Origin of the sequence: Microcystis sp. 0824 (assembly GCF_003112475.1) — a bacterium.
In the GTDB taxonomy this organism is placed as follows: Bacteria; Cyanobacteriota; Cyanobacteriia; order Cyanobacteriales; family Microcystaceae; genus Microcystis; species Microcystis aeruginosa_C.
Genome location: NZ_BDSM01000002.1, coordinates 17811 through 44005 on the forward strand (window position 1 = coordinate 17811; position 26195 = coordinate 44005).

The following is a 26195-nucleotide window of genomic DNA, read 5'->3' on the forward strand; positions in this document are numbered from 1 at the left end:
GTTGACAAAACGGCTAGAAAGTGGTAAGCAACATCGGGCAGTTTCTGGTCGTGCCAAGTGCGATTCCTTTAGGGAGAGGGTAATAGATCCTCGGTGGTTGGGTTTCACTCCGTATTAACCCGAAGTGATATTTTTTCATCAAAAAAAACTCGATCGCAATTAAGCGATCGAGTCAAGAAAAAACAGACTAATTATTAATAGTCGAAGTCACCACCGCCGGCGGGAGGAGCGGATTTTTCTTTTTCCGGTTTATCCACCACAATACACTCGGTAGTTAAAACCATACCGGCGATAGAAGCGGCATTTTGTAGGGCAGAACGAGTCACTTTAGCGGGGTCAACGATACCCGCCTCAAACATATCGGAGAACTCACCGGTAGCGGCATTATAACCGACATTAAAGGGCTTCTCTTTCACCCGTTCGGCAATAACTGCACCGTTTTGGCCGGCATTTTCAGCGATCCGTTTTAAGGGGGCAGCAATGGCGCGAGAAACGATTAAAGCACCGGTTAATTCTTCATGGTGTAGGGTTTCTTTGGCCCAGGTTTCCAATTGGGGAGCCAGGTGAGCTAAAGTAGTACCACCCCCGGGGACGATACCTTCTTCTACGGCTGCTTTAGTGGCGTTAATTGCGTCTTCTAGGCGCAATTTGCGGTCTTTCATTTCCGTTTCCGTAGCGGCACCGACTTTAATCACTGCCACACCGCCAGCTAATTTAGCCAGACGTTCTTGCAGTTTTTCTTTATCGTAGGAAGAATCGGTTTCCTCGATTTGACGGCGAATTTGCTCACAACGGGTTTTCACTGCCACATCGTTTCCTTCGGCCACGATGGTGGTGGTATCTTTGGTCATGGTGATACGGCGGGCCGTACCTAAGCTGTCAATTTTAGTGGTTTCCAGTTTTAAACCCGCATCTTCGCTGATTACTTGACCACCGGTTAAGACGGCGATATCTTCTAACATCGCCTTTCTGCGATCGCCAAATCCGGGAGCTTTCACCGCAGTGACGTTAAGAACACCGCGCAGACGGTTAACCACCAGGGTTGCCAAAGCTTCTTTTTCGATGTCTTCGGCGATAATTACTAGGGGTTTACCTTGACGGGCCACTTGTTCGAGAATGGGAACCAAATCCTGTACTAAACCGATTTTTTTGTCGGTAATCAGAATAGCGGGATCCTCAAAAACGCATTCCATGCGCTCGGTGTCGGTGACAAAGTAGGGAGAGATATAACCTTTGTCAAAACGCATCCCTTCGGTGATTTCTAGTTCGGTGGTCATCGATTTCCCTTCTTCTAGGGAAATTACGCCTTCTTTACCGACTTTATCCATGGCCGAGGCGATCATTTGACCGACTTCATCATCGTTACCGGCAGAGATAGCGCCCACTTGTGCGATCGCCTTAGAATCTTCTACGGGTTTCGCGTGTTTGGCGATTTGACTGACGAGGAAATCGGCAGCTTTATCGATACCTTTTTTCAGAGAAATCGGGTTAGCACCGGCGGCGACGTTGCGTAAACCTTCTTTAACGATAGCGTGGGCGAGAACGGTGGCGGTAGTTGTACCATCACCCGCTACATCGTTGGTTTTTGAGGCGGCTTGGCGAATTAAAGCCACACCGGTGTTCTCGATATGGTCTTCCAGTTCGATTTCTTTAGCGATGGTGATGCCATCATTGACGATTTGGGGTGCGCCAAATTTCTTTTCGAGGACGACGTTACGACCTTTGGGGCCAAGGGTGACGGCTACCGCTTCGGCCAGCAGATCCATGCCTTTTTCTAAGGCGCGACGAGCATCTTCGTTGTAGATAATAGATTTAGCCATAATGTATCGTTATTCGTGCAAAATAGGGGTTTTCAAGGGTAGATGATTAGGAAACGGCGGCGAGAATGTCTTTTTCGGAGAGGAGAACGAATTCTTCGCCACCAAGTTTGATATCGGTTCCGGCATATTTGGAGTAGAGAACTTTGTCACCCACACCTACTTCTACAGGGGTACGGCTACCGTCATCGTTGCGTTTGCCGGGGCCGACGGCCACGACTTCCCCGATTTGGGGTTTTTCTTTAGCGGCATCGGGAAGGAAAATACCACCGGCGGTTTTTTCTTCGCTGGGGCTAACTTTAACGAAAACTCGATCGCCTAGGGGTTTAACAGTTGTTACGTTGATGCTGACTGCAGCCATGGAATATCCTCCGTTTGTCTTGTATTTGGGTAAGTGTCTTTTCCAGATTAGCACTCTTACCTTCCGAGTGCTAATTTACCGAAATACGAGGCCCCCTGACAACTGCTCGATCGGTACGGGTTTCCGAACTATGGTGTTAAGCTAGGGTTTGCGGCAAAAAGTTTGTTGGTGGGGTTAGGAGCCGGGATTCAGGATTCAGGAGTCAGGAGTCGGTCGTCAGGAGAATTAAGAATGAGCATTAATCAATTAAATGCTCTATTTAGCGATTTTAGGCAATTTTATGCTTATTTTTCTCATTTTTGCCCTTTCAAAAATTAATTAGGGTTTGCTGAATAAATGTGAAATGTAGGCAAGGTAGCGGTTTTGTGGCTTTTCTCGCGAAACAGGTGCAAGATTTTGAGAGAATCGTGCTTCAAAACCTTGCGTCTTCATCGGCCCGCGTCCTGTAGGGGCGAAGCATTCGGGCAATAACCTATCGGTGAAACCGGAGATTTTCTATCCGAATGCTTCGCCCGTACTTTTTGCCGCAAACCCTACTTATGCAAGAACTCTAGTGTAAGCTGTTGTGCAAAAACAAAGGAGTTGAGCGGAAACACTCAACTCCTTTGTTTTTTATGCTTGATTCTATCTATAAAGTGTTATTGTGACTGCCAAAAACTTGCGCTTTTAGTGCATCAATTTCGGCTAATAACTCGCGACGATTTTCATCCTTGAGCAGATAGCGCCAGACAAACCAACCAGTGTAAACGATCCCAACTAATTGTAGGATAGGAGCAAGGAGGGGAATATCATCGATCGCATCTAAAACCGCTAGGGTAACTTTTACGGTGACAAAACTCGCTAAAATTGCCCCCAGAACGATTAAAGGTTTTTTGTATCCAGAGAAGAAACTACCGATATAATCGGGGACGTTAGCCAGATAGGACATCACCGAATCCCAAACGGGTTCTACATATTCAGACCAAATCTGTTCGGTGCTGCTGCTGGGTTTGCTCAGAGACCCGGGTGAATCCGTTCTAATCGGATTTTTGGTCTCGGTGGGTTGCATTGATTCCATATTAACTGATCCTCATCATAAAGGTTAGACAGTGCGCGAATACGACCAACGGGGGTCAATTTTAACAGACTTAATAGACTAACTCGCTGTTGCCCATATTATCGGACAATTTCGATAGTAGGCGGAAAGTTTCTCAACAACTATTAAGAATCAAGGATTTAGCTTCTCAATTTTATCGTCAGTCTGACCGCAATTCTCTATTTTAACAGCAGGTAGCGATCGGAGTTGAGGAATCAGGGGGTGTCAGTTATCAGTGAACAGTAATCAGTTATCAGTGGGGAGATAGGGAGTAAAAAGCCGGTGGGTTACGGCGAATACTCAATTTTTAGTGAGAGTATAACTTAATTTTCGCCTCACCCACCCTACAGATGATTACCTATTCCTCGATAAGTTGCATGAGTGCGGTGCGAGGATCGATGATTTTCTGACCTAAACCCGAAAATTTGACCGCTAGATTCATTTTTTTGCCGGTACCGAGGATATGGGTCACTTCTCCTTCTCCAAAAGTAGAGTGTAACACTCGATCGCCTACCTGCCATTTTCTTTGATCAGAGACAGTTTTTTCCATCGCCACCACTTTTGGGGTCTTTTTCGGTTTCAGGTTGCTTGTGAGCAATTCTGGGGGCAATTCCTGCAAAAATTGGGAAGCTACCTTAGTCTCTTTATTCCCCCAGACATATCTTTCTTTTGCGTAGGTTAAAAATAATTGTTCCTTGGCCCGAGTCACTCCCACATAACACAAACGGCGTTCTTCCTCAAGAGCAATGGGATCGTTTAAACTACGATTATGGGGAAAAATGCCCTGTTCTAAACCGACTAAAAAGACGATAGGAAACTCTAAACCTTTGGCGGAATGTAGAGTCATTAAGGAGACTTTTTCTTGACCTTCCTGAAGATTATCTAAGTCCGAGGCTAAACTAGCATTAGCGAGAAATTCCTGGAGATTGGTTTCTTCGTTTTCCTCTTGGAATTGTACGACGGCGCTATACAATTCTTGAATATTCTCGATGCGGGTATCAGCTTCCTCGGTTCCTTGCTGTTTTAATTCATCAATATATCCCGAATCTTCCATGATTTTATCTAAGATTTCACTAGCGGATAAATCGGTGATTTTTTCTTGCAGGTTTTGGATAATTTTAGCTAACTTATTGATGCTTTTAGTCCCACGACCGGCGAGAGTATTAACGGAAGTTTCATCGCTGATAATTTCCCATAGAGGTACTCCTAATTCTTGGGCAGCTTTGAGCAAATTATCGATTGTGGTTTTACCAATACCGCGCCGGGGAGTGTTAATAATTCTCAGTAAACTAACGGTATCGGCAGGATTGGCAATCACTCGTAAATAAGCGATCGCATCTTTAATCTCCTGTCGATCATAAAATTTAAATCCCCCGACAATATTATAGGGAATATTATTGCGAATTAACCCATCTTCAAAGGGACGAGATTGGGCGTTAATTCGGTAGAGAATGGCAAAACTACCCCAATTTAATTCGGGGTTTTCTTGGGTAAATTCTCGAATTTTATCGATAACAAAAGCTGCTTCTTCCTGTTCATCTCTGGCTTTAAAAACATAGATACTATCGCCCCCTTCTCTGGTGGGAACAAGGACTTTATCGATTCTTTGACTATTCTTTTCAATTAACTTATTGGCTGCTTGCAGAATATTCTCCCGTGAACGATAGTTTTCCTGTAGTTTCACCATCGTGCGAGTATCATCATCGGGTAAACCATCACCAAAGTCCGCTTGAAAATTGAGCAGAATAGTAAAATCCGCCATCCGAAAACTATAGATAGATTGGTCGGCATCTCCCACCACAAAAATCGAGCGATCCGTCCAATTCCACTCACTTTTTTTCGTTTCACCATTGGTGGACAAAAGCCGAATTAACTCGTACTGAATCCGGTTAGTGTCTTGGTATTCATCGACTAAAATATGCTTAAATTGCGTGTGCCAATAACCGAGAATAGATTCATTTTGCTGAAAAAGACGGACTGGAACCAAGATCAAATCATCAAAATCTAGGGCGTTATTTTGGGCTAACTGCATCTGATAAGCCTGATAAACCTCAGAAATAACCTTTCCCCGAAAATGAGGGTTTTCTCTGGCGTAATCCCTGGGAGTTAACCCTAAGTTTTTGGCATTACTAATCGCATAACGTAGATTGCGAGCATCAAATTTTTTATCGTCTAAATTCATCTGTTTAGTGACGATATTTTTCACTAAACTTTGGGCATCAGATTCGTCCATAATTGAAAAATTCCTTTGCCAACTATGACCATATTCATCCTGATATTTATTAATGTCATAGCGCAAAATCCGACCGCAAAGACTGTGAAAAGTCCCGATCCAGAGTTTTTTAGTATAATTACGATAAACTTGAGAAAAGATTTTTTTCTGTTCGTATTCTTCTAAAAGTTCTAATCTTTGACCGTATTTTTCCTGTGCTTTCTGTTGAGCAAAAGTTTTTTCAATTCTCGTTTTCATTTCCCGGGCTGCCTTATTGGTAAAAGTGACCGCGAGAATATTTTCCGTATCGACCCCGTGATGACGGATCAAATGGGCGATACGATAGGTTAAAGCGCTGGTTTTTCCCGATCCTGCTCCAGCAACCACCAACAAGGGGCCGCAAAAATGCTCGACAGCAAGGCGCTGGGAGGGATTGAGTTGTTCTAAATAATCGGCTGTGACTGTCATAATCTTTCCATATAGCTCTGCGACCTCTATTACTCAGGCTACATCATCGAGACGGGTATCGGGCATTAGTCAACCCCTTCCAGAAATAAAAATTTTTTTGGGCCAGTTTCTTTCAAATCGTTCAAGATTCTAAGTTGTCCTCTACAATGGAATTAGCGGAGACGCAAGTTTCCGTTCACTCCTCACACCACACTCCGTCCGGACAATGTTCGGGCGGTTTCTTATTGAAAATACTTGATCTCTACAAATTCCCTGTTACACTGTATGATCAAAGATTTCTTGGAATCTTTTCACGTTCAAATGTACTACTATGTGAGGGACATCACTTGTCTAAACGTTATTTGTTCACCTCCGAATCGGTTACAGAGGGACATCCCGATAAAATTTGTGACCAGATTTCTGATACCATTCTCGATGCTCTGTTATCCCAAGATGACCACAGTCGTGTAGCGGCTGAAGTGGTTGTCAATACAGGGTTAGTCTTGATTACCGGTGAAATCACCTCGAAAGCGCAGGTTCATTTCGTCAATTTAGTTCGCAGTAAAATCGCTGAAATCGGTTATATCAACGCAGATAACGGATTTTCCTCGAATAGTTGCACCGTTTTAGTCGCTTTAGACGAACAGTCTCCCGATATTTCCCAGGGTGTCACGGCTGCTCAGGAAAATCGCGAACTTCTCAGCAATGATGAACTCGATAAAATTGGTGCGGGAGACCAGGGTATTGTCTTTGGTTTCGCTTGCAATGAAACCCCCGAATTTATGCCCTTACCGATTAGTTTAGCCCACCGCATCGCTCGCCGTTTAGCGGCAGTCAGAAAAACGGGTGAACTGTCCTATCTGCGTCCCGACGGTAAAACGCAAGTATCGGTCATTTATGAAGATGGTCGTCCCGTGGGTATCGATACTATCCTTGTTTCTACCCAACACGATGCTACTATCGGCGATATCACCGATAATGATCTCGTCCAACAAAAGATTAAAAGTGATCTCTGGGAAGCGGTAGTACAACCGGTCTTCAGCGATTTAGAGATTAAACCCGATGCCAACACCCGTTATCTGGTTAATCCCACTGGAAAATTCGTCATTGGTGGACCCCAAGGCGACGCGGGATTAACGGGACGGAAAATTATCGTCGATACCTACGGTGGCTATTCTCGTCACGGTGGCGGTGCTTTCTCCGGTAAGGATCCTACCAAAGTTGATCGCTCTGCGGCCTATGCTTGCCGTTATGTGGCCAAAAATATCGTCGCTGCTGGTTTGGCCGATAAGTGCGAGATTCAAGTGGGTTATGCGATTGGGGTAGCTCGTCCGGTGAGTGTCTTCGTGGAAACCTTTGGCACTGGCAAAGTCGCCGATGATGTGATTCTGGACTTAATCAATAAATACTTTGAACTCCGTCCGGCCGGTATTATCCAAACCTTTAACCTGCGCGGTTTACCCAGTGAAAGAGGCGAGCGTTTTTACCAAGATGTAGCCGCTTATGGTCATTTTGGTCGCAATGATCTCGATTTACCCTGGGAAAAAACCGATAAAGCCGCTATCCTCAAAGAAGCTTTGACTTCTGCGGTGGTATAGGGTTAAAAATTAACTGAAAATTTTGATTCAGGAATAGAGTTTCAGGCTCTATTCCTTTTTTATACTAAATTCGTTGAGTATAGGCTACTTATGAGAAGAGGCAAAAGGGTGAATAAATAATCAGATTTTCTAACCTGAAGATTAATCTTCAGTATGCTAGGCTAAAATCTGAAAGAATAACCAATTTTTAGCTTTAATTGACTTTGATCATGGCTATTAGTGGCAATATCTCCCTCGATACCGAAATCGATCACACCTTGACGATTAATTTGCTGACGAATTCCCATTCCAGTGCGAATTAAAGCACCACCATTACTATTCTCGCTGGTAATTACGCCCAATTCTGCTAAAAAAGTTTGATCGAAGCGTTTCGGATAACCAATCGGTCGGGAGTAACCGAGAATTGCAGCGGGTAAAAAAGATCGATCGCCGTCATCGGGGTCAGTTTTTATGTTTAAATCGAGATTAAGATGCAAGCGATCGAATTGACCAACAGTTTTACTGGCAATTCCCCGCAGACGAAAATCTAATCCCCCGGCGTTATTTCCTGTCGGTAATCCCACATCGGTACGAATAGCAAAAGCGGGGATATTATCGTATTCTCGATTGAAATTATAGAAAAAACCTACAGATAAATTTCCCACATCAAAACTTGTATCATCACTATTAACTCGTCCTCCCACTTGCGGATCGATGCCGATAATAATATGACCATTGCGAATAATACCGTTGAGGTATTCAATATCAAATTCACCACCGACATTGCTGTTTTCAGGAAAGACTAGACTTCCTCCAAATTCTATCGATTGTTCCCCAAAACCCATACTTTCAGCATCATCAAAAGAAAGGGGACGACCGGAATCAAGATTGTTATGATCGTTGGCAAAAACTGGATTAGTAAAACTGGCAACTAAACCCACGGCAATCGATAAAAATCTTCTCATTTTGTCGGTTCCTCTTGAGCATTGCTGTGGTCAGGTTTTTTCTCCGTATTAGCAGGGTTTTCTGGGGAGTGATTTTCGTGGTTATGGTGTTGGTGATCTCTTCCCTGATCTACTTGAGAATCATCAGGTTTTTTCTCAGAATTATCAGGATTTTCGTGATTATGACCTTCGTGAGAAATATCTGCTGGCATTAATCCCATACCCGGAATTCCTGACTCAAAACGATGATCATGTAGTCCTTCACCACCATAATTTTTTCCTGCTGCCATTCCTTGATGATTAGCGGCCATTACTAACCAAATAGCGCGGGTAATTTGTTCGTCTTTTTGTTGGGGAGTTAGCCAATCTGATGCCAGAATATCATTAACCATATCGTGCAACATATGCAGGTTATCAAAGGTGTTAGATATTGCGGGAAAACGTCGGGCAAACTTGGGACTAAGTTCGGCAAACATGGGCATAAAAGCTCGATCTGTGCGATATAATTCCTTAGTATGGTATTGTTTACCCACCTGTTTATAAGCCTGTTTTTGTTCCTCTAAAGTTTTCTCATAAAGCAAGTCATACATGGTTCCTTGTAGCCAATGGTAGCCCCAAAATAAGCCATTTACTTTCGGATATTTCTGGCGAAAAGCTTTAGAATAGGGCTGGGAATCCAGATAACCCATATTCATCGGTAATCCCGTAATAGCATAGGGAACTTTTGTCAAGTAAAATTGATATAATTTTTCAATTTCTGCTTCTTTTTCCTCGTTGGTTAATTTGCTGCTGGCTAAAACATCAACGGTTTGAGCATGGAAAATATGCGCCCACTCGAAAACCTGTTCTAAAACACCGTATTTTCTGCCAAAAGTTGGAGAAATATTACCCTCGTCGGGCATAAATTTAGGCGGATTTTTTAAAACCCAATTAATTTTTTGGTATGTCTTAGTTTCTAAATCTTTCGCTTTTCCCGTTACGATATCTTCGTAGGCAAAGGCATGACCAACAGCGATCGCATTCAAGTCTAAAGCTAAATCTCTGACATTATAAATGGCATTGTTATAAACCCCTCTTTGGGGATAAATATGATTACGTTGCTTGTTGTACATCCAAGCTGGTATATTGGCAGGAATTGCTTGTAAAGTCTGAGTTTGAGGTGAATCAAGATGTAAATGTTGAGCAATAACAGGAGTAGAAATAAGTGCTACACTTACCAATAAAATTAACTTTTTCATAATAGTTAAACCTTGAGATTAGGGCAAATAAATTGATCGTCTTTTGCTGGTGTATCCGTCCATCCTTGCAGGGTTTCGGTTAATTGTTGACGCAATAAAAGCAATTGTTCCACTTGTCGATCGATCTCAGCAATATGTTTAATTAATTTTTCCTGAATATCTGCACAGGGTAACTCACCATGGTCATGAATTACTAAACATTCGCGGATCTCTTGCAGACTTAAACCCAAAGATTGTAATCTCTTGACAAATAGCAAGCGATGGACAGTATCGGGAGTAAATAGGCGAAATTTTCCCTCTGTCCTTTCAGGGGACTGAATTAGTCCTAATTCCTCGTAATAACGAATCGTTTTAATTGAAACGCCACTTTCTAGGGAAAGTTGACCGATTTTGAGCATTATTTTTGCTCCTTAATCCTATCGTTTCTCCATGATAAAATCTCCCCCCGACTGGAGAATCAAGGGGGGGAGAAGAAATATTTTTTTAACTGACTTTACACTCAACCCCAAAACCGACCAAGAGAACTTTTTCCAAGGGTTCCCCCTCCTGGGGACGTTGATAGTTAATAATTTTGCGAATTCGCAGGTCTGGATTGATTAAAGTAATTGAATCGACGGAAACACTGCGAGTATAATTGGTGGTCATTAATAACTCTCTGGTAGTGGAATCAAAGCGAAAAGCGGAGATAATTGGTCTTGCTTCTTCGTAGGCGCGATCACGAAGATAATCCCCTTCTAAATAACCGTTATTTTCTGCTTTAACCACAAATAAAAGATTAAGATTTTGTCGCACTTCTTCGCCTTTTTCCGAGATGGTATAGAAACCTAAATTAAACCCGGGGATACTTTCTAAATCAGCAATATCAGGATAGTTATTATCTGTCAGAACTTTCTGTTTAATCTCCCTAGTCAGGGGTTGAATGAGGAATTCAGTACGGGAACGTTCCACTTCTTGATCCGCTAGATAATGATAGGTTCTTTCCGTTTGCCAACTACCGACACAATAGGCAAAAAATTGCTGAAAAACTTCGGTATTCATAGACTTAATTCTCCTCTTGTCAGTATTTTAATTTTGAGTTATTTTATCAGTAACTTGTTCCCTATTTTCAAAACCATAACAATCTCGAACCAGATAAAGTGGCCGGCCTTTTACTTCCTCATAAACCCTGCCAATATATTCGCCAATAATACCCAGGGTGAGTAATTGAATTCCTCCTAAAAATAAGACAGCAACCATCAGAGAAGCGTATCCGGGTACATCGATTCCTAAAATGATAGTCCTAAGCATTAAAAAACTAGCATAAACAAGACTAATAAGTAGCTGGTTATAATTAAATTAAAAATGGATTTTAGGTTCGATCCCCCCTGCCCCCCTTGATAAGGGGGGTGCCGATCCCCCCTTAGTCCCCCCTTTAATCCCCCCTTGATAAGGGGGGCATCTGACAACTTTTAACGCCTACCTACTTAAATGCAATGATAAATCCTACATAGGTCCAGACTTTTAGAGGTAAAAAAATAAAAGAGGTAATACCATCGATGGCAAAATTCCATAATTTCCAGTAATTCCATTTAGTTTGTCCTTGATACCGGGGTTCTCGATCGAATAAAATTGATGTCTGTTTATATCCCACCCAAGCAAATATTCCTTTCATAAATCTTTGACGTTCGGGCATCTTTTTAATTGATTCTACCACTCGGCGATCAATCAAGCGAAAATCTCCCGTATTAGGGGGAATAGGAACCCGACTTAATTTATTAATGACTTGATAGAAACCTTCTGCGCTGAAACGTTTCAACCAACTTTCGCCAATTCTAACCCGACGGGACGCATAAACCACATCATAACCCTGCTGCCATTTTTCGATCATTTCGGCAATTAATTCTGGGGGATCTTGTAAATCAGCATCAATAGGAATAACTGCCATTCCTTGACTGTAATCAATTCCTGCTGACATGGCGATATCTTTACCAAAATTACGCGATAAATTAACCACTTTAATTTGTGGGTAAAGTTGATGATATTCCACGAGATTTTTGAGAGTATTGTCACGACTACCATCATTAACGCAAACAATCTCATAACTGGTATTTATTGCCTCTAAAACCGCTAAAAGTCGCCGAAAGAGAGCATCGACATTTTCTTCTTCGTTATACAGAGGAACAACAACGGATATTTTCACTGGTATTTGATTTGATAGCATATTAATTGACAAAAAACTAGAGAAATTACCTAACAAATGTCAGCAGTCAAAACTTGTTCATACTTAGCAACTGCTTGCTGCCAAGTATAATTATCTTCGATTAATTTGCGAGCATTTCTAGATAATTTTTCTCGCAACTCTGCCGATTCAAAAAAACTACTAATCGCCGTATAATATTGCTCAATACTATTAGCACTTAAGGCTGCTAAAGGAACATTATTTCCCACCACTGTTAATCCTTCTAAACCTCGATCGCTGGCCACCACCAGCACCCCTGCAGCCATAGATTCTAGGGTTTTGGAATGAATTTCAAAACCTGTTCTTAGGGGAATAACTGCCATAGTTGCCTGATGAAGATAGGTGGTCATTGATGGTACTCGTCCCGTTACAATTACTCCTTTTAACTTAGTTAATTCTTGCACTTCTAGGGATGGATTACCACCGACTATTAAAGTATCGGGGTAAGTAAGTTGTCCTTGGGGACGAATATAAATTTCATTAACACTATGTTCGCTGGTAATTATGGAGAATTTTTGACTCTTAACTGCCCTATCTATCCAGTTTTGCATCTCTTGTTGCAGGAATTGAGCTAATCTTTGCAGTTTAGCAATTATTCCAGTTTTGGCATCTCGAGGACGGGTAAAAACTACCAATTCACTAACAAATTTACCTAACTTTTCTACCTCCTCATCGCTGACATCAGCATTAGGCTGAACGATGACAGTAATATCATGATTTTTGCTAAGATACTTGAGTAAATTAAAAGTTCTGCCTTGAGTTCCTCCTTTGCGAGATGGATAGAGAAGGGTGGAACTAATCATTAAGATATTCATAGCTATTTCTCTAAACGATTTTCCACCATCATGCGGACAATATCGGTCATTTTGTATCGTGCTTGCCAACCTAATTTTTCCTTAGCCTTGCCTGGATTACCACGACTAATGGCTAAATCTGTTGGTCTTAATAAACTGCGATCAGAAATTACATGATCTTGCCAATTTAAGCCAACAGTAGCAAAAGCTGTGGCGACAAAATCCTCTAGTTTTGAACTTTCTCCCGTGGCAATGACGTAATCATCGGGTTGCTCCTGTTGCAGCATTAAATACATCGCTTCAACGTACTCCGGCGCCCAACCCCAATCCCTTTGAATATCCATATTTCCTAAGTGTAAAGTCTCGGGGCTTCCCTGGGCAATTCTAGCCACGGCAGCGATAATTTTTTGGGTAACAAAGCGCTCGGGACGCAGGGGAGATTCATGATTGAAAAGTATGCCTGAACAGGCAAAAATTCCGTAGGCTTCTCGATAATTAGCCACTTCCCAAAAAGCCGCCGATTTAGCCACAGCGTAGGGACTGCGAGGACGAAAAGGGGTATTTTCATCAGCAGAATTATCGCCTATATCCCCGAAACATTCACTCGATCCGGCATTATATAATTTAATTTTTGCTCCAGTAAATCGAATTGCTTCTAAGAGATTTAAGGTTCCCGTGGCAATACTTTCTAAGGTTTCCACCGGCTGCTCGAAGGATAAACCCACAGAACTTTGTCCGGCCAAATTATAGACCTCATCGGGCTGAATTTTAATTAAGACCTGTAGGACACTGCGAAAGTCATTCAGTGCCATTGATTCTAGTTTTACCTGTTCCTTGATTCCCAAACGTTTCAGGTTACTAAAAGAGGACATTTGGGCATCCCGGGAGGTGCCACAAACTGTATAGCCGGCTTCTAACAGTAATTCGGCTAGGTAGGCTCCATCCTGCCCCGATACACCACAAATTAACGCTTTTTTACCCATTTATTTACAATAATTTACTTTTGAGGGGTTAACATCGCCTTGGCGGCTTCGCTTAAATAACCGATTTGTCCATAGGCATAGAGAAGACTATCAAAGCTTTTAGCAGGATCATTGATAAATTTGACAGATTTAACCAATCCTCTCACCAAACGCTCACCTCCTCGCCCAAATTGAGCCAATCCCGTCTTTCCTGCCACTTCTTCCCGGTAGTGTTCGCTGATGCCTTGCCACCAACTGCGACGCATAAACCATTGACGGTTGATTCTTTCTGGCGCAACATTGTGTTCCACTAATGCTTCGGGAAAATAGCCCACTTGCCATCCCTGGGCAAGTGCCAGTTCTGTAGTGTATAATTCCTCGTTAGAGAGAAGTTTTTTGCCTATTCTTCCCAAATTAGGGTCAAAACCGCCGATCTTCTCCCAGAAATCCCGCCGGATTGAGTAATTAACCCCTCGCGGAGTTAAATCCGCTTGGCTGATATATATCACATTGTCGCCCAAATCGAAAGCCCCTAAACTCCCTGCTAACTGATCGGATAACCAATTGGGTTGACTGTAGCCTTGCGGCCAAATTAAGGTGACTTTTCCCCCTGCTACTGCCAGTTTTTCGTTATTTTCGTAGGCATTTAACAGAATTTGCAACCATTGAGGGCTGGCGATCGCATCGTCATCCAAATAAGCTAAAATCGGCGCTCTAGTTTCCTTCGCCCCGCGATTTCTGGCGGTAGATAGCCCTAAAATAGGTTCGTAAACGTATTTTAGCCGCCCATCTCCCAGACGCGACTCTACCACTTGACGGGTTTTATCGGTAGATGCGTTATCAACCACTAAAATCTCGCAATCTGGGCAAGTTTGCGCCAAAAGACTATCGATCGCTCCTTCTAGGTAGTGATCGCGGTTGTGGGTACAGATAATACCTGCTATCTTAGGAGCCATGGCTATCAAGGTTACTCATTTAATACCCTAAAACTTAGCATTCCTTTGGAAAAATGTAAAAATACTTGAGGAGACTCCGAGACTCCGAGATTGCTTTTTACTTATAGAGTTTCTCGTAAATTTGTGACCAACGCTACCAGTTTTTTAATTTAACTATCTATGGATACTATTCACGTTACAGGAATTCGTGCCTACGGTTACACAGGATATCTGGCCGAAGAACAGGTTTTAGGTCAATGGTTTGAGGTAGATTTATCCCTAGAAGTTGATATCAGCATTGCTGGCAAAAGTGACGCAATTGAAGATACTCTAGATTATCGACAGGCGATCAAAATTGTCAAACACCAGATTGAAACCGGCAAATTTGCCCTAGTGGAAAAGTTGGCCACGGTTATCGCTGAGGATATCCTAAAACTCGAGGGAGTGCGACAGGTAAGAGTACAATTATCGAAACCTGCCGCCCCAATTCCCAATTTTACTGGTAAAATCACCATTGATATTACTAGATCTCGTTGAGTTTACGGGTATTATCGACTAAACTTCGCGCAAAAGCGTCAAAACGTTGGGAAAGCTTCTCGTCAAGGATTTTTCCTTCTTCGTTGAAGACTTTCCACGCTTGTCCTAAGCTAATTTGTTCGGGAATTACCCAAGCATGAACCCAACGGAGAATGATTCTTAAATCATTGAGGGCGTTACTATTGGATTGGCCGCCTAAAACACTGATTAACCCCGCAACCTTTCCCGATAACTCCTCAAAACTCATTAAATCTAGGGCATTCTTCATCACACCACTGACACTGCCATGATATTCCGGTGTCGCCAAAATTAACCCCGCTGCCGATTTAACCGTTTGCTGCATTTTGGCCACATCGGGATAGTCAGAATAGTCATCTCCCCCGTTACAGAAGGGTAAAGAGAGTTTTCTCAGGTCAATTATCTCCGTTTCTATTCCTAACGCCCCTACTCGACTGATAGCAACTTCTAACGCCATCGCACTATAGGATCCCGGGCGTAAACTGCCATTAATACCAACAATTTTGATCATAGAATTTATACGAACTCATAACGACTACATATAAGCTAACAAAAAAAACAGACAATTGGGGCAAGCTTAGTTAAAAAAATATGTCGATGGGGCTGGGGGAGCGATCGATCTAAGTTTTAATGGGAGTAGAAAGAAAGATTTATTCCATTTCCCCTGATTGCCATGCCAGAATTTCTCGATTTTCTCAAACATAAATATGCCTATGTGGCTATTGGTGAATTCAAACCGGGGTGTTTTTCCGAGGCCCAAAAACTCTACGAAAAAGCCGTTTCCACCTATTCTACGGGATTCCAGGGGGCTTTTCTGTTGCAAAAACCCGGAACCGACGAAGGAATTGCCGTAATCATCTGGGATAAAATCGATGATATGGAGGCAAATAAAAGCGAAGCCCATGAATTATTGCTGAAATCCATGGCCCCTCTATTTGCGAAACCGCCTGTCACCGATTTTTACGAAGTATGTAGCGAGATAGAAGGTTCCCCCATTTAGGAATAATGTTTCTTTTCGGTGGCGATTAATTTGGCGGCTAAAACCCCGCCTAGAAAACCGAATAAATGTCCTTGCCAAGAAATTCCCCGATGGGAAGGCAAAACGCCCCAAATTGTGCCACCGTAGAGTAAAAAGACTAGAATTGACAAGAGTATAGAAGGAATATTTCTTTGGAAATAGCCCCGCAGTAATAAAAAACCTAAATAGCCAAAAATCAAGATACTTGCCCCGATATGGATAGATCCGGGAGCAGCAAATAACCAGACTCCTAACCCCCCCACCAGCATAGTTAACCCAGTCACAATAAAAAAGTCACTGGTTTCCTGTAACATCACCAACCAACCGAGAATCAGAAAAGGAACCGTATTAGCAATAAGATGGGGAAAGTCACCGTGTAGGAAAGGTGCGAAAAGAATACCCCGCAATCCGATGACTTGATGGGGAATAATCCCGAAATAGTCTAAACTGCCCCGAAAAACAAATTGATCTAAAATCTCTAACAGCCAAAAAATCGCCACAAAAGTAGCGAGGATTATTGCTTGGGTTTTTATTTCTTGCCGTGATCCTTGACTCATAAGATTGATGGATGAGCTATTTTTTCCCATTATAGCCCCCCAGATCAGTTATCAGTTATCAGTGATTCAGTTACCAGTTATCAGGTGTGAGTTTTCAGTTTACTGTTTACTGTTTGCTGCAGGACAAAGAGAGGCTAATTGACAGGAAAAACAAGCGGGATTTCTCGCTTTACAAACCGCCCGGCCGTGGTAAATAATACTAATAGAAAAAGTTTCCCAATCTGGTTGAGGTAGTAAAGCCATTAAATCCCGTTCAATTTTCACCGGATCGTTATTAGTAGTTAAACCCAAACGATTACTTAAGCGCTTAACGTGGGTATCTACTGTCACCCCCTCAATAATCGCGTAAGCGTGAGCAAGTACCACATTAGCCGTTTTTCTAGCTACTCCGGGTAAAGTTAATAATTCCTCCATTGTCTTGGGTACTTCCCCCTGAAAATCCTTAAGAATTTTTTGACAAGCACCCTGAATATTTTTGGCTTTATTGCGATAGAATCCCGTGGAACGAATCAGAGTTTCTAACTCCTCTCGCTCGGCAAAAGCTAAGGATTTAGCATCGGGAAAACGAGCAAATAAAGCAGGAGTCACCTTATTTACCCGCTCATCAGTGCATTGTGCCGAGAGAATAACTGCCACCAATAACTGCACGGGAGTTTGATAATTTAAGCTACAGGTTGCCTCTGGATATAATCGCTTTAAGTTGCTTAAAATCTCTAGGGCGCGTAGTTGAAGCTTAGTTTTTTTTCGCGGGGCCATCACTGGAATAAATCCTGAAAAACTGCTAGGTTAGCCGTGTCGCGCACGATTAAGAAAACTCCTAATCCTAAGAGTAAAACTAGACCTGTTTGCATGATGTTATCTTGCAGTTTAGTTGGGAGAGGTTTACCTACTAAAGCCTCGATTAATAAAAATACCAACTGACCACCATCAAGAGCAGGTAAAGGCAGAATATTAATCACCGCTAAGTTAATACTAATTAGGGCGGCAAATTGAAAAAGATTACCCGCATCATTACGAGCGATTGCTGCTCCGTATTCAACAATTTTAACCGGTCCTGCTACCTGTTGAACACTGTCTTTGAAGTTACTAACTAACTGCCCAAAACCTTGCACGGTTAATACAATTAATCGTTGAAATTCACCCGCACCTAAGCTAAAAGCTTGACCAAAATTATCGGCTTTCAGGCGAGTTTCTTCACCGTTAGGAGCCAATCTCACCCCAATTTTACCCTGACCATCACTTCCCAATTCAGGAGTAACGATTAAATCGAGAGTTTCTGTGGGGCGTTTGATGGTTAATTTTAGGGGTTGATCGGGGGAAGATTGAATAATGTCACGGAAGTCAATAATGGCATTTTGAGAAGCAGTAAGGGGCTGATCATTGACAGCAAGAACGATATCCCCCGCTTTCATTCCCGCTTGTTTAGCGACGGAATTCTCCGAGGTGAAAACCTCTGGAATAATTACCCCTTCTTGATAGTTAATTTGGGGAAAACCCACCGTAGCGACTTGGGTAACAAGCAAAAAATAGGCAAAAATTAAATTAGCAATTACTCCCGCACTAATGACGATAGCTCGATCGAAAACAGGACGATTGCGTAATAAATCAGGATCGTTATTAGGAATTTGACTATCGGGATCGTCATCGGGAAAACCAACGTAACCCCCCAAAGGAATGGCGCGGAGGGCGTATTCTGTTTCTTTACCTTGATATTTAGCTAAAGCTGGACCAAAACCGATGGAAAAGCGATTAACATGGATAGATTGCCAACGAGCAGCGGCAAAATGACCTAATTCGTGAACGACAATTAATAGGGCAAGGACACCGATCGCTATTAAAACTGACATGATGATCAAAATATAATGAATTAGCTTTTGTTAATTGTAAGCGATCCTCCCGGGCAGATTGCAAAAAATCTCTAGTTATCGCTAATTTTTCGATCATTTATGCTAAAAGTGATCTTAACCGCCTAATTTGACCCGACGGAGAGCGATCGATGCCTTTGAGTGAGCGCGCCCAGCAATTAATCCCAAAAGCGAGAATCATCAGTTTCGCCAATTGGCCCTATCAGCAAGCAGCGATCGCTGTTTGGCAACAAGCGGATGATCAAACTCGCTATCTCGATGATAGTGATTTAGATACTATCGTCAATTTAGAGCCTGATTTACTGGTTTCTAGTCAGCAAGCTCGAAAACTGCGGGATAATGCTAATAGTATCGTCGATAACGCTCGTCAGGCTTTATTAAGCCAATTTCCCACCATTTTTCAACCCGGAGGCGATCTTCATCCACCCCACCGTGCCGAAGCTTGTTGGCGTGATTTCTGGAACTTTTTACGTTGTATTACCTACGGTGTCGCCGGACAGCAGATTCCCTACACCAGCGCCGAGGGATTGGAAAATATGCGTCTTCTTTACCAAGAATTGCAAGTACCATTAGGGGCGATGATTTCGGGGTTAGAAGCCTTAAAACAATACAGTTTAGATTATTTTAGCGACTCAGAAAAAACCGCAATTACTCCCTATTTTGATCACTTAATTGCGGTTATGAAAAAGTTTTAAAACCGAGGCATTTAATCCGTGTTAAAATAGTGAGGCCAACAGTTAAAAATGCCGCTCACCGAGGTTAAAACTCCGTTGAACCCATGAAATCATCGGCGCGGGTGGGCCTCTTAGGGCCACCAAAAACCTCGATCGAGTGCCTGGCGGGTCGAGGTAATTTATCAAATGAGGGAGATTCTATGGATGCCAAAGCGAAATTACTAGAATTGATCGCTGGTAGAAATCGCGGACTCCTGGCCACGGAAAGCGACCGCGTGCGGATTTTAGCGGCGATCGAACAATTGGAGGATCACAATCCCCATCCTCATCCCCTCGAAGTTAAACAACTATTAGGGGGGAATTGGCGTTTACTATTCACCAGCAGCCGCGACATTCTGGGACTAGATCGCCTACCTTTTTTTCAATTAGGGCAAATTTATCAATATCTTGACCTGAACAAGGCCAAACTCTACAATATTGCTGAAATTACCGGTGTACCTTGGTTAGAAGGAGCAGTGATCGTCGCCGCTACCTTTGAACCCACATCCGAGCGTCGGGTCATGGTCAAATTTGAGCGCTCGATCCTCGGTCTGCAACGTTTTCTCAATTATCATTCTCCCCAAGAATTTATCGACGCGATCGAAAGTGGCAAAAAATTTCCTCCCCTCGATTTTTCCTTCAATAATCGTGAACAAAAAGGTTGGCTCGATATCACCTATCTCGATGAAGATCTCCGCATCGGCCGCGGCAGCGAAGGCAGCGTCTTTATTCTGGCTAAGGAAAAAACCTAACTTAAGATATGTCGGGAGTCAGGAGTCAATTGTGTCTAGCTGCCACTTATAAGCAATCAAGTCCGGTAATTCCTAGCATTAAAACAAGCAAAAGTCAAGGGGTAAGCAACAAATTTTTACTCGATCGCAACTGGGTAATTATAATTGCCGAATTGCCTGATCACAATATTGAACATATCCTGCTAACCCCAATGCTTGAAATAATTTCCGCGCTTGAAGAATTGCTTCTTTCGCTTCCGATATATGTTTGAGTTTATAGTAGGTAACTCCCAGATTCAACAGAGTCTTTGGTTCTCCTATGATATACCCTATTTCCTGAAAGATTTCTAGGGACTTTTGATAAAACTCGATCGCTTTTTGGTATTCTCCTAGGGAATCGTAAACATTCCCCAAACCTAGATAGGAATAAGCTTCTCCTGTTATATCAGAGATTTCCCGTTTGATTGCTAAGGACTGTTGATGAAACTCGATCGCTTTTTGGTATTCTCCTAGGTAATTGTAAATATTGCCCAAATTATTGTAACAATACGCTACTCCCCTTATATCATCAATTTCCCGTTTGATTGCTAAGGACTGTTGGTAAAACTCGATCGCTTTTTGGTATTCTCCTCGGAAACGGTAAGCATTGCCTAAATTATTGTAAGAATCTGCTTCTCTCCAGCGATCTCGGATTCTCTGAAAGATTGCTAAGGACTGTTGATAAAACTCGATCGCTTTTTGGTATTCTCCTAGGCAATAGTAAATACCAGCTAATGAGTTGAGACTCGCAACTAAATCAAGTTCTAGATTTAACTCTTTTTGTAAATTGATCGCCTTTTGATAATACTCGATCGCAAGCTGTTGTTCCTGACGATAATCTGACAATGGCAGATTTAATAAACGAAGGTTATAAATCTTAGCTAAACTGGCATATAAACTCGCTAGTCTTGGCTCTTTTTTGCCTTTATTTACCTCGATTTGCTCGATTAGTTCTAACAAGTCTTCCTTAGAGATTGAAGGAATATCTTTATCTATAGTAATTTCGTCAAAAGATTGTAAAATTGGTAAAAATTCCTGACAAGGTAAAAAGTTACTTGGAGGAGAAATAAAGCGAAAAACTCCTTTTCTCCAACTCCAAAAATCGGGGGACTTTTTGCGTAAATTTACCTCCACTGTGCTTGTTACCCAAAGAACGATGGAATAGGGAAATTCTCGCAATCCTTCCCTTGTCCATTGCAGATAACCAAAAAATTTATCTAGTTCCGATTTTTCCCGTTGCCATTCGATCGAGTGTAATTTTTCCACTCCTGTGGTTGTGATCACGGCGTTTTTGCTTTGTAATAACTCTGGTTTTCTGGAGACTAAACTAGCAATTGCTGCTCTTAAACTCGGTTCTTTTTGATCTAAATCAATCCGATAACAAGGGATTACTGGTTCTAATTCTTTGCTATAGCGATCGATGATTTCTTCTCGCAATTTTTCCTGATCACACACACAAATCAATATATTTAATCTCTCTTGATTTGCCTCTAGAGACACGATTAAACCTTCGTATTCTCTTTCATTTTGGTCAATAATTGAAGATGTTTCATCAGTCATAATATCCCATTCAAATTGTTCCTCTTTTTTTCATTAACTCAACCACAATCGGATGCACGTTATACCAGAGATCGCCATTGCGGTATTCCAAAATATATAAACCATGCAAAAGATCTAGAAAATTTTGATCCTTGAGATCCTTCGGTTTTAACTTTTCATAAACAGTTTTAATAATTTCCTCATCTGCTGTACCGATACTTTCAGCAAAATCGAGACTAAGTTCTGTGATTGATTGTTCTAAAACAGCTTGATTAATTTTTAGGGTATTATCATCAGGATAACGACGAACCGATCGCAAACAAACCCGACAGCAATCATTAGTAATGCGAATTAATTCTCGTAATACTCCCCCACTATAAAGACAAATTTTTTCGAGGGTGTCAGGATCGATTAAAGCGGGATCGATGCGCTTAGTGATTATCTCGGTTAAAGTATCAATAATTTGCTGATCGGGGATAGCATTAGGTGAATTAATGTCTCCCTGTTTAAAGAGTTTATATACAGGCATTTGTACAATCTGATCATTAGTTTCTGTTTGGAGAGTTGCCTTTAAAGCTACCTCTCTTAAAGCGGCGATCGGAATAGTCATAATAATCCGAAAATTCGGCAACATAATCGCTTTAATATGGGATTGAAAAATATCCCTTACCTGTGCTAAGTCAATTTTATCAATGTCATCAACAATTACTAAGATTTTTTTCTGACTTTGGGACTCGATCGCACTAGCTATAATGTTAATTTGGGCAACTAGATCGGTAATTCTCCGCTCATACTTTTGTTTGATTTCCTGACGAATAGTCGAATTAATTTTGAGAATTCCTTTAATGTGAGCTAGTAAAGTAGAAAAGTTAAAACCTGTTTCGACAGTGGCATCTGCTTGATTAGTTTCGGTGCGAATTTGTTCAGCAAACCATTGATAAAAGCTTTTTTTAATAGAATCTTTAATAGTTAAATTTTGGGCTTCCGCTTCTGACATCATCTGAACGGCGATCGAGAATAAAATATTAACATGATTTACGTCTGACATTTCGATCATGTCTGAGATCGAGAAGAAAACAACAAAATAGCGATCATCTAACTTTCTTTTAAATTCATAGAGTAGGGTTGACTTACCACAACCCCGATGTCCTGCTAGAATAATTTTTCCGTCTTCCGAAGGACTATCTTCTACCAATTGTTCTAATTCGTCGATAATTTCTGTGCCGTATTTAACAGCAAAACGCTGTAATTCTTTATCTGATCGCAGGGGTAAAAGTTCCAAATTGCGATAGGCTTCTCGAAAGGGTTCTAGTAAAGGACTAACCATGAGTAATTAAATTAGACTGTGTGTTGTGAAGATAATTAGCCACAAAGAAAACTAGAAAAAAATTAACTGATAACTGATAACTGATAACTGATAACTGTTATTTTTCTGCTGCCCAACTGTCGGGAGTGTAGGTTTTTAATGCCAAAGCATGGATGGCTTCGGTAGCCAGTGCCGATTGTAAAGCGCCATAAACCATTTGATGCTGTTTAACGCGGGTTTTGCCGGCAAATTCGCCGGAAATAACCACCGCTTCCAAATGATCACCACCTCCCGTCAAATCCCGAACCATCACCTGTGCATCGGGGATTTGTTCTTGAATCATCGCTTCTACTTGGCGAAAGTCAACCATCTTAACTCCTCAAAACAATTAAAGATACTCTGATCCCATTGTTACCGAAAGCTCGTCAATGGGGACAAAATTTACTGCCGTGGGGGGGAGTTGTTAGGAGTTGCCGAGGTGGGAGTCGGTGCGGAGATGGGTGTGCTGACAAATCCCATCTCGTAGAGTTGTTGATAGCTTTTTTGTCCTAATTCACTGGTGGGGTTTTGGGATTGAATCACCTGAATTAACAAAGGAACCGCCAATTCTGGCTGATTTTGCGCCCTATGGACCAAAGCAAGCTGATAGGTGGCTTCATCCCGCAGTTGTCCGGTGTTTAAAGCACTTTGACGCTGAGAATCGAATACTTTCGGGTCAATTCCTGAGAAACTATTAGCTAATTGCAGATGATAGTTAGATAGTTGGTTAAAAATCCGACGCGCTTGATTGAGTTTGTCCACAGCGACACTGTATTTAGCGGCATTAATAGCGGCGTTCGCTTCTTCCACTAAACGTTGTCCCCCCTGAAGACTCAGGACACTATCGGCTTGATTTAAGGGTTTCAATTCGTTAGGATCGCTGGTGGGATTGTTAGAGTCGGGGGTTTGTGCTTGTCCGTCAGTTGCGATCGCAATAACTAAACCGATCACCAGAGTGAGCAGATAAATTAAACTATAAGGCTGTTTTCGTTTAACCATAAAATTTCTCGACTTAATGTTCCCCATGGGAACGGCTATTTTTTTTAACATCGACAACTGACCTATAGTAGCTTTTTTGGGGCAGTTTCGATCCGACCCCAGCTTTCTAGACGTTGGATCTAGCGGTTTTGTCACCATGGCAAGCGCTGATTTTTCCCGAAGAATCAGTACAAGTCCCCAAAAAGTTAGTTTATCCCCCCGATTAATGGTTTAAACACCGATAATTCACCCCTTGACAAGCTGCCCAGATAGAATAAAGAAAAAGCAGGAGTTTAGTTGAAATGTCTTTATCACTGATTACTCGTAAGTTTACGGTGGAAGAATACGAAAAAATGGCAACCGAGGGAATAATCAAACCCGATGAAAAAGTGGAATTAATTCGAGGAGAAATTATCAAAATGTCACCGATGGGAACCCGTCATGCTGCTGGTATAGCTAGATTAACCCAGTTATTTTCTCGAAAATTTGGTGATCTTATTCTCTTAGGAGTACAAAACCCGATTAGATTAAATAATAATTCTCAACCAGAACCAGATTTAAGTTTACTAATACCTCGATCGGATTTTTATGTTGCTGCCTATCCTTGTCCTCAAGATATCTATTTAATTATTGAAGTTTCCGATTCTACCCTCGATTATGATCGCTATACTAAAATTCCTCTTTATGCAGAGGCAAATATTAAAGAAGTTTGGATCGTTAATCTCAAGGAAGAATGTTTAGAAGTTTATCGCCATCCGCTGCATGGTAGTTATCAAGCTATTCAGAAATATTATCGAGGTGAAAGTATTTTTATTGAATCCTTTCCAGAAATAGAGTTAACTTTAATTGAAATACTCGGCAATAAAAGTGAGATCAAGGGGTAAACTTAGATATCGTGAGGATTAATGCCTAATTCCCGCAGTTTATTCGCTAATCGTTCCGCTTTTGCAAGAGGGATCAAGGAGAAAATCAAGGATTTACAATCTCGGTTTCACAACAGTCCACTGGGTTACGGGGGCCATGGCTTTCCAACCTAAAAACTTGCCGACCGGTTCGGCTTTTTCAATGCCAATCCGCAGCAGTTCCCCTCCTAATTTACTATGCCATTGCAAGAGGACTAATTCGCTTTCAATTGTAACAGTGTTGGCAACAAGACGACCCCCGGGGCGCAGGGCTAACCAACAGGTTTCCAATAGGTGGGGTGTGGTGATACCGCCACCAATAAAAATAGCGTCCGGTTGCGGTAAATCTTCTAGGGCGCTCGGTGCGATTCCGGCGACGATTTGCAGATGGGGCGTTCCCAGGGCGGCGGCATTATCGGCAATGTATTGTAATCTGGTGGGATGATGTTCGATCGCAATAGCCTGGCAACGGCGATCGCTCCGCAGCCACTCAATGGCAATGGAACCACAACCCGCCCCCACATCCCAGAGCAATTGTCCGGGTAGGGGAGCCAATCTACTCAGCGTGATAGCACGAACTTCTCTTTTTGTCAACTGGCCGTCATGATGGTAGGCAGAATCCGGCAGTCCTGGAAGGCGCGGCGCCCAGGTAGGAGGATTAGAGGAGATGCAGCTAATGGCGATGACATTTAGATCCGCCAGATCTGTAAACTCCCAATCGTTGGCGATGCCTTGAAGGTGGCGTTCTAGGGTTCCCCCTAGATGTTCTAAAACCGTGATGGAACTCTCGCCAAAACCTCCCTCCCGGAGCAGCCGAGCAGCGATCGCCGGAGTCTGGGCATCGGCGCTCAGTACCAGCAGTTTAGCACCGGGATAAAGCACCCCATTCAACCAAGCCGGGGGCCGACCGCACAAACTCAAAGTTTCCACTTCACTTAGGGACCAACCCAAACGACTACAGGCAAGACTAAAGGCAGAAGGAGAGGGAATAATCGTCATTTCCTCAAGGGGAATCTGGCGGGTGAGGGTGACACCAATTCCGTAGCACATGGGATCACCACTGGCCAAAACACAGACGGATTGACCACGACGGCGGATAATCTCGTTAATAGAGTCTTGAATCGGAGAAGTCCAGAGCAGTTTTTGCCGTTGATCCTCTGGGGGTAACATTGCCAGATGACGTTCACCACCGACAATAACTGATGCTAAAGAAAGCAGACTTCGCCCTACTGAACTTAACCCTTCTAAGCCATCTTCACCAATTCCTATAATCGATAGCCATTTCGACTGACAATTGCGATCCGCCATATTAAAAAAAATCGCTACTATTTCATTATCTGCCATCAGGCTCTATCCTTCAAACAAGATATAAT

General features: G+C 42.3%; 26 protein-coding genes and 2 pseudogenes. 6 read left to right on the forward strand and 22 right to left on the reverse strand.

Translation table 11 applies throughout. From position 1 onward, the window contains the following. Positions 1-194 precede the first annotated feature (194 nt). From groL to pcrA, 4 genes are all read right to left on the reverse strand, one after another. Positions 195-1820 carry a chaperonin GroEL gene (groL, locus tag N0824_RS00270; RefSeq protein ID WP_108935277.1) on the reverse strand — a complete coding sequence of 542 codons (1626 nt, stop codon included), beginning with the start codon at positions 1818-1820 and terminating at the stop codon, positions 195-197. Between the two features lie 46 nt (positions 1821-1866). Next, positions 1867-2178 carry a co-chaperone GroES gene (gene groES / locus N0824_RS00275; RefSeq protein ID WP_002737272.1) on the reverse strand — a complete coding sequence of 104 codons (312 nt, stop codon included), beginning with the start codon at positions 2176-2178 and terminating at the stop codon, positions 1867-1869. A gap of 628 nt (positions 2179-2806) precedes the next feature. Further along, positions 2807-3235, reverse strand: a complete 429-nt coding sequence (locus N0824_RS00280; RefSeq protein WP_104396012.1) for a CAAD domain-containing protein — start codon at positions 3233-3235, stop codon at positions 2807-2809. Positions 3236-3611: 376 nt separating this feature from the next. Beyond that, on the reverse strand, positions 3612-5933 hold the full coding sequence (pcrA, locus tag N0824_RS00285) for a DNA helicase PcrA (RefSeq protein WP_108935278.1): 2322 nt from the start codon (positions 5931-5933) through the stop codon (positions 3612-3614). A 326-nt stretch (positions 5934-6259) separates the two neighbouring features. On the opposite strand from pcrA, the gene metK reads away from it, so the two are divergent. Next, positions 6260-7510 carry a methionine adenosyltransferase gene (metK, locus tag N0824_RS00290; protein ID WP_108935279.1) on the forward strand — a complete coding sequence of 417 codons (1251 nt, stop codon included), beginning with the start codon at positions 6260-6262 and terminating at the stop codon, positions 7508-7510. 161 nt (positions 7511-7671) lie between these two features. Here metK and N0824_RS00295 read toward each other — a convergent pair whose 3' ends face one another. The 9 genes and pseudogenes from N0824_RS00295 to N0824_RS00335 all read right to left on the reverse strand — a co-directional run bounded on the left by N0824_RS00295 (position 7672) and on the right by N0824_RS00335 (position 14601). Further along, positions 7672-8454, reverse strand: coding sequence for a hypothetical protein (locus tag N0824_RS00295; RefSeq protein WP_108935280.1), 783 nt, complete (start codon positions 8452-8454; stop codon positions 7672-7674). After that, complete coding sequence (locus N0824_RS00300; protein ID WP_108935281.1) at positions 8451-9671, reverse strand: hypothetical protein; 1221 nt, start codon at positions 9669-9671, stop codon at positions 8451-8453. The genes N0824_RS00295 and N0824_RS00300 overlap by 4 nt, the downstream gene beginning before the upstream one ends. Positions 9672-9676: 5 nt before the next feature. Continuing rightward, complete coding sequence (locus N0824_RS00305) at positions 9677-10069, reverse strand: heavy metal-responsive transcriptional regulator (RefSeq protein ID WP_108935282.1); 393 nt, start codon at positions 10067-10069, stop codon at positions 9677-9679. An 85-nt stretch (positions 10070-10154) separates the two neighbouring features. After that, positions 10155-10709: a phycobiliprotein lyase gene (locus tag N0824_RS00310; protein WP_002804207.1), complete on the reverse strand. Its 555-nt coding sequence runs from the start codon at positions 10707-10709 to the stop codon at positions 10155-10157. Positions 10710-10736: 27 nt separating this feature from the next. After that, positions 10737-10985, reverse strand: a pseudogene (locus tag N0824_RS00315) (glycosyltransferase); the annotation flags it as partial. A gap of 151 nt (positions 10986-11136) precedes the next feature. Further along, positions 11137-11871, reverse strand: a pseudogene (locus N0824_RS00320) (glycosyltransferase family 2 protein); the annotation flags it as partial. 29 nt (positions 11872-11900) lie between these two features. Further along, the gene (locus N0824_RS00325) at positions 11901-12704 is read right to left on the reverse strand and encodes a glycosyltransferase (protein ID WP_108935283.1); all 804 of its coding nucleotides are present in this window, start codon (positions 12702-12704) and stop codon (positions 11901-11903) included. Between the two features lie 2 nt (positions 12705-12706). Next, entirely contained in the window at positions 12707-13666 is a 960-nt protein-coding gene (locus N0824_RS00330; protein WP_108935284.1) for a GDP-mannose 4,6-dehydratase, read from the reverse strand. A 14-nt stretch (positions 13667-13680) separates the two neighbouring features. Further along, positions 13681-14601: a glycosyltransferase family 2 protein gene (locus N0824_RS00335; RefSeq protein ID WP_108935285.1), complete on the reverse strand. Its 921-nt coding sequence runs from the start codon at positions 14599-14601 to the stop codon at positions 13681-13683. 159 nt (positions 14602-14760) lie between these two features. Here N0824_RS00335 and folB point away from each other — a divergent pair, with 159 nt between their 5' ends. After that, a complete protein-coding gene (gene folB / locus N0824_RS00340) occupies positions 14761-15117 on the forward strand; it encodes a dihydroneopterin aldolase (RefSeq protein ID WP_108935286.1) in 357 nt (118 codons plus the stop codon). Here folB and N0824_RS00345 read toward each other — a convergent pair. Then, positions 15104-15646: an NADPH-dependent FMN reductase gene (locus tag N0824_RS00345; RefSeq protein ID WP_108935287.1), complete on the reverse strand. Its 543-nt coding sequence runs from the start codon at positions 15644-15646 to the stop codon at positions 15104-15106. The genes folB and N0824_RS00345 overlap by 14 nt on opposite strands. 162 nt (positions 15647-15808) lie before the next feature. Between N0824_RS00345 and N0824_RS00350 the strand changes: the two genes are divergently transcribed. Further along, a complete protein-coding gene (locus N0824_RS00350; protein ID WP_002759792.1) occupies positions 15809-16135 on the forward strand; it encodes an antibiotic biosynthesis monooxygenase in 327 nt (108 codons plus the stop codon). Here N0824_RS00350 and N0824_RS00355 read toward each other — a convergent pair. The 3 genes from N0824_RS00355 to rseP form a co-directional block, all read right to left on the reverse strand. After that, a complete protein-coding gene (locus N0824_RS00355) occupies positions 16132-16740 on the reverse strand; it encodes a rhomboid family intramembrane serine protease (protein WP_108935288.1) in 609 nt (202 codons plus the stop codon). The two genes, N0824_RS00350 and N0824_RS00355, sit on opposite strands and share 4 nt — an antisense overlap. A 69-nt stretch (positions 16741-16809) precedes the next feature. Next, complete coding sequence (gene nth / locus N0824_RS00360; protein WP_108935289.1) at positions 16810-17466, reverse strand: endonuclease III; 657 nt, start codon at positions 17464-17466, stop codon at positions 16810-16812. Then, positions 17466-18557: an RIP metalloprotease RseP gene (rseP, locus tag N0824_RS00365; RefSeq protein ID WP_108935290.1), complete on the reverse strand. Its 1092-nt coding sequence runs from the start codon at positions 18555-18557 to the stop codon at positions 17466-17468. The genes nth and rseP overlap by 1 nt, the downstream gene beginning before the upstream one ends. Before the next feature lie 149 nt (positions 18558-18706). Here rseP and N0824_RS00370 point away from each other — a divergent pair, with 149 nt between their 5' ends. Continuing rightward, entirely contained in the window at positions 18707-19270 is a 564-nt protein-coding gene (locus tag N0824_RS00370; protein WP_108935291.1) for a phycobilisome protein, read from the forward strand. Between the two features lie 179 nt (positions 19271-19449). Next, the gene (locus tag N0824_RS00375; protein WP_002747500.1) at positions 19450-20040 is read left to right on the forward strand and encodes a PAP/fibrillin family protein; all 591 of its coding nucleotides are present in this window, start codon (positions 19450-19452) and stop codon (positions 20038-20040) included. Between the two features lie 138 nt (positions 20041-20178). On the opposite strand, the gene N0824_RS00380 is transcribed toward N0824_RS00375, so the two are convergent. The 4 genes from N0824_RS00380 to N0824_RS00395 form a co-directional block, all read right to left on the reverse strand. Continuing rightward, a complete protein-coding gene (locus N0824_RS00380) occupies positions 20179-21618 on the reverse strand; it encodes a tetratricopeptide repeat protein (RefSeq protein ID WP_108935292.1) in 1440 nt (479 codons plus the stop codon). 10 nt (positions 21619-21628) lie between these two features. Further along, the gene (locus N0824_RS00385; RefSeq protein WP_108935293.1) at positions 21629-22924 is read right to left on the reverse strand and encodes a P-loop NTPase fold protein; all 1296 of its coding nucleotides are present in this window, start codon (positions 22922-22924) and stop codon (positions 21629-21631) included. Between the two features lie 97 nt (positions 22925-23021). Further along, entirely contained in the window at positions 23022-23273 is a 252-nt protein-coding gene (locus N0824_RS00390; protein WP_002755721.1) for a BolA family protein, read from the reverse strand. A gap of 71 nt (positions 23274-23344) precedes the next feature. Beyond that, positions 23345-23992 carry a hypothetical protein gene (locus N0824_RS00395; RefSeq protein ID WP_108935294.1) on the reverse strand — a complete coding sequence of 216 codons (648 nt, stop codon included), beginning with the start codon at positions 23990-23992 and terminating at the stop codon, positions 23345-23347. 230 nt (positions 23993-24222) lie between these two features. Between N0824_RS00395 and N0824_RS00400 the strand changes: the two genes are divergently transcribed. Continuing rightward, positions 24223-24804 (forward strand): Uma2 family endonuclease, encoded by a 582-nt coding sequence (locus tag N0824_RS00400; RefSeq protein ID WP_108935295.1) that lies wholly within the window; start codon positions 24223-24225, stop codon positions 24802-24804. Positions 24805-24897: 93 nt separating this feature from the next. Here the strand turns inward: N0824_RS00400 and cbiE are convergent, their stop codons facing one another. Then, complete coding sequence (gene cbiE, locus N0824_RS00405; protein ID WP_108935296.1) at positions 24898-26166, reverse strand: precorrin-6y C5,15-methyltransferase (decarboxylating) subunit CbiE; 1269 nt, start codon at positions 26164-26166, stop codon at positions 24898-24900. Positions 26167-26195: the final 29 nt, after the last annotated feature.

Excerpts from the sequence above, each read along its gene's own strand:
- N0824_RS00300 (WP_108935281.1), bottom strand. The coding sequence starts at position 9,671 with ATGAAAAAGTTAATTTTATTGGTAAGTGTAGCACTTATTTCTACTCCT.
- N0824_RS00385 (WP_108935293.1), bottom strand. The coding sequence starts at position 22,924 with ATGGTTAGTCCTTTACTAGAACCCTTTCGAGAAGCCTATCGCAATTTG.
- N0824_RS00295 (WP_108935280.1), bottom strand. The coding sequence starts at position 8,454 with ATGAGAAGATTTTTATCGATTGCCGTGGGTTTAGTTGCCAGTTTTACT.
- nth (WP_108935289.1), bottom strand. The coding sequence starts at position 17,466 with ATGGCCCCGCGAAAAAAAACTAAGCTTCAACTACGCGCCCTAGAGATT.
- N0824_RS00310 (WP_002804207.1), bottom strand. The coding sequence starts at position 10,709 with ATGAATACCGAAGTTTTTCAGCAATTTTTTGCCTATTGTGTCGGTAGT.
- N0824_RS00335 (WP_108935285.1), bottom strand. The coding sequence starts at position 14,601 with ATGGCTCCTAAGATAGCAGGTATTATCTGTACCCACAACCGCGATCAC.
- N0824_RS00355 (WP_108935288.1), bottom strand. The coding sequence starts at position 16,740 with ATGGGAAAAAATAGCTCATCCATCAATCTTATGAGTCAAGGATCACGG.
- N0824_RS00280 (WP_104396012.1), bottom strand. The coding sequence starts at position 3,235 with ATGGAATCAATGCAACCCACCGAGACCAAAAATCCGATTAGAACGGAT.
- groES (WP_002737272.1), bottom strand. The coding sequence starts at position 2,178 with ATGGCTGCAGTCAGCATCAACGTAACAACTGTTAAACCCCTAGGCGAT.
- N0824_RS00370 (WP_108935291.1), top strand. The coding sequence starts at position 18,707 with ATGCCTTTGAGTGAGCGCGCCCAGCAATTAATCCCAAAAGCGAGAATC.
- N0824_RS00325 (WP_108935283.1), bottom strand. The coding sequence starts at position 12,704 with ATGAATATCTTAATGATTAGTTCCACCCTTCTCTATCCATCTCGCAAA.
- N0824_RS00305 (WP_108935282.1), bottom strand. The coding sequence starts at position 10,069 with ATGCTCAAAATCGGTCAACTTTCCCTAGAAAGTGGCGTTTCAATTAAA.
- N0824_RS00400 (WP_108935295.1), top strand. The coding sequence starts at position 24,223 with ATGTCTTTATCACTGATTACTCGTAAGTTTACGGTGGAAGAATACGAA.
- groL (WP_108935277.1), bottom strand. The coding sequence starts at position 1,820 with ATGGCTAAATCTATTATCTACAACGAAGATGCTCGTCGCGCCTTAGAA.
- cbiE (WP_108935296.1), bottom strand. The coding sequence starts at position 26,166 with ATGGCAGATAATGAAATAGTAGCGATTTTTTTTAATATGGCGGATCGC.
- rseP (WP_108935290.1), bottom strand. The coding sequence starts at position 18,557 with ATGTCAGTTTTAATAGCGATCGGTGTCCTTGCCCTATTAATTGTCGTT.
- N0824_RS00380 (WP_108935292.1), bottom strand. The coding sequence starts at position 21,618 with ATGACTGATGAAACATCTTCAATTATTGACCAAAATGAAAGAGAATAC.
- N0824_RS00350 (WP_002759792.1), top strand. The coding sequence starts at position 15,809 with ATGCCAGAATTTCTCGATTTTCTCAAACATAAATATGCCTATGTGGCT.
- N0824_RS00330 (WP_108935284.1), bottom strand. The coding sequence starts at position 13,666 with ATGGGTAAAAAAGCGTTAATTTGTGGTGTATCGGGGCAGGATGGAGCC.
- folB (WP_108935286.1), top strand. The coding sequence starts at position 14,761 with ATGGATACTATTCACGTTACAGGAATTCGTGCCTACGGTTACACAGGA.
- pcrA (WP_108935278.1), bottom strand. The coding sequence starts at position 5,933 with ATGACAGTCACAGCCGATTATTTAGAACAACTCAATCCCTCCCAGCGC.
- N0824_RS00395 (WP_108935294.1), bottom strand. The coding sequence starts at position 23,992 with ATGTTAAAAAAAATAGCCGTTCCCATGGGGAACATTAAGTCGAGAAAT.
- N0824_RS00390 (WP_002755721.1), bottom strand. The coding sequence starts at position 23,273 with ATGGTTGACTTTCGCCAAGTAGAAGCGATGATTCAAGAACAAATCCCC.
- N0824_RS00345 (WP_108935287.1), bottom strand. The coding sequence starts at position 15,646 with ATGATCAAAATTGTTGGTATTAATGGCAGTTTACGCCCGGGATCCTAT.
- N0824_RS00375 (WP_002747500.1), top strand. The coding sequence starts at position 19,450 with ATGGATGCCAAAGCGAAATTACTAGAATTGATCGCTGGTAGAAATCGC.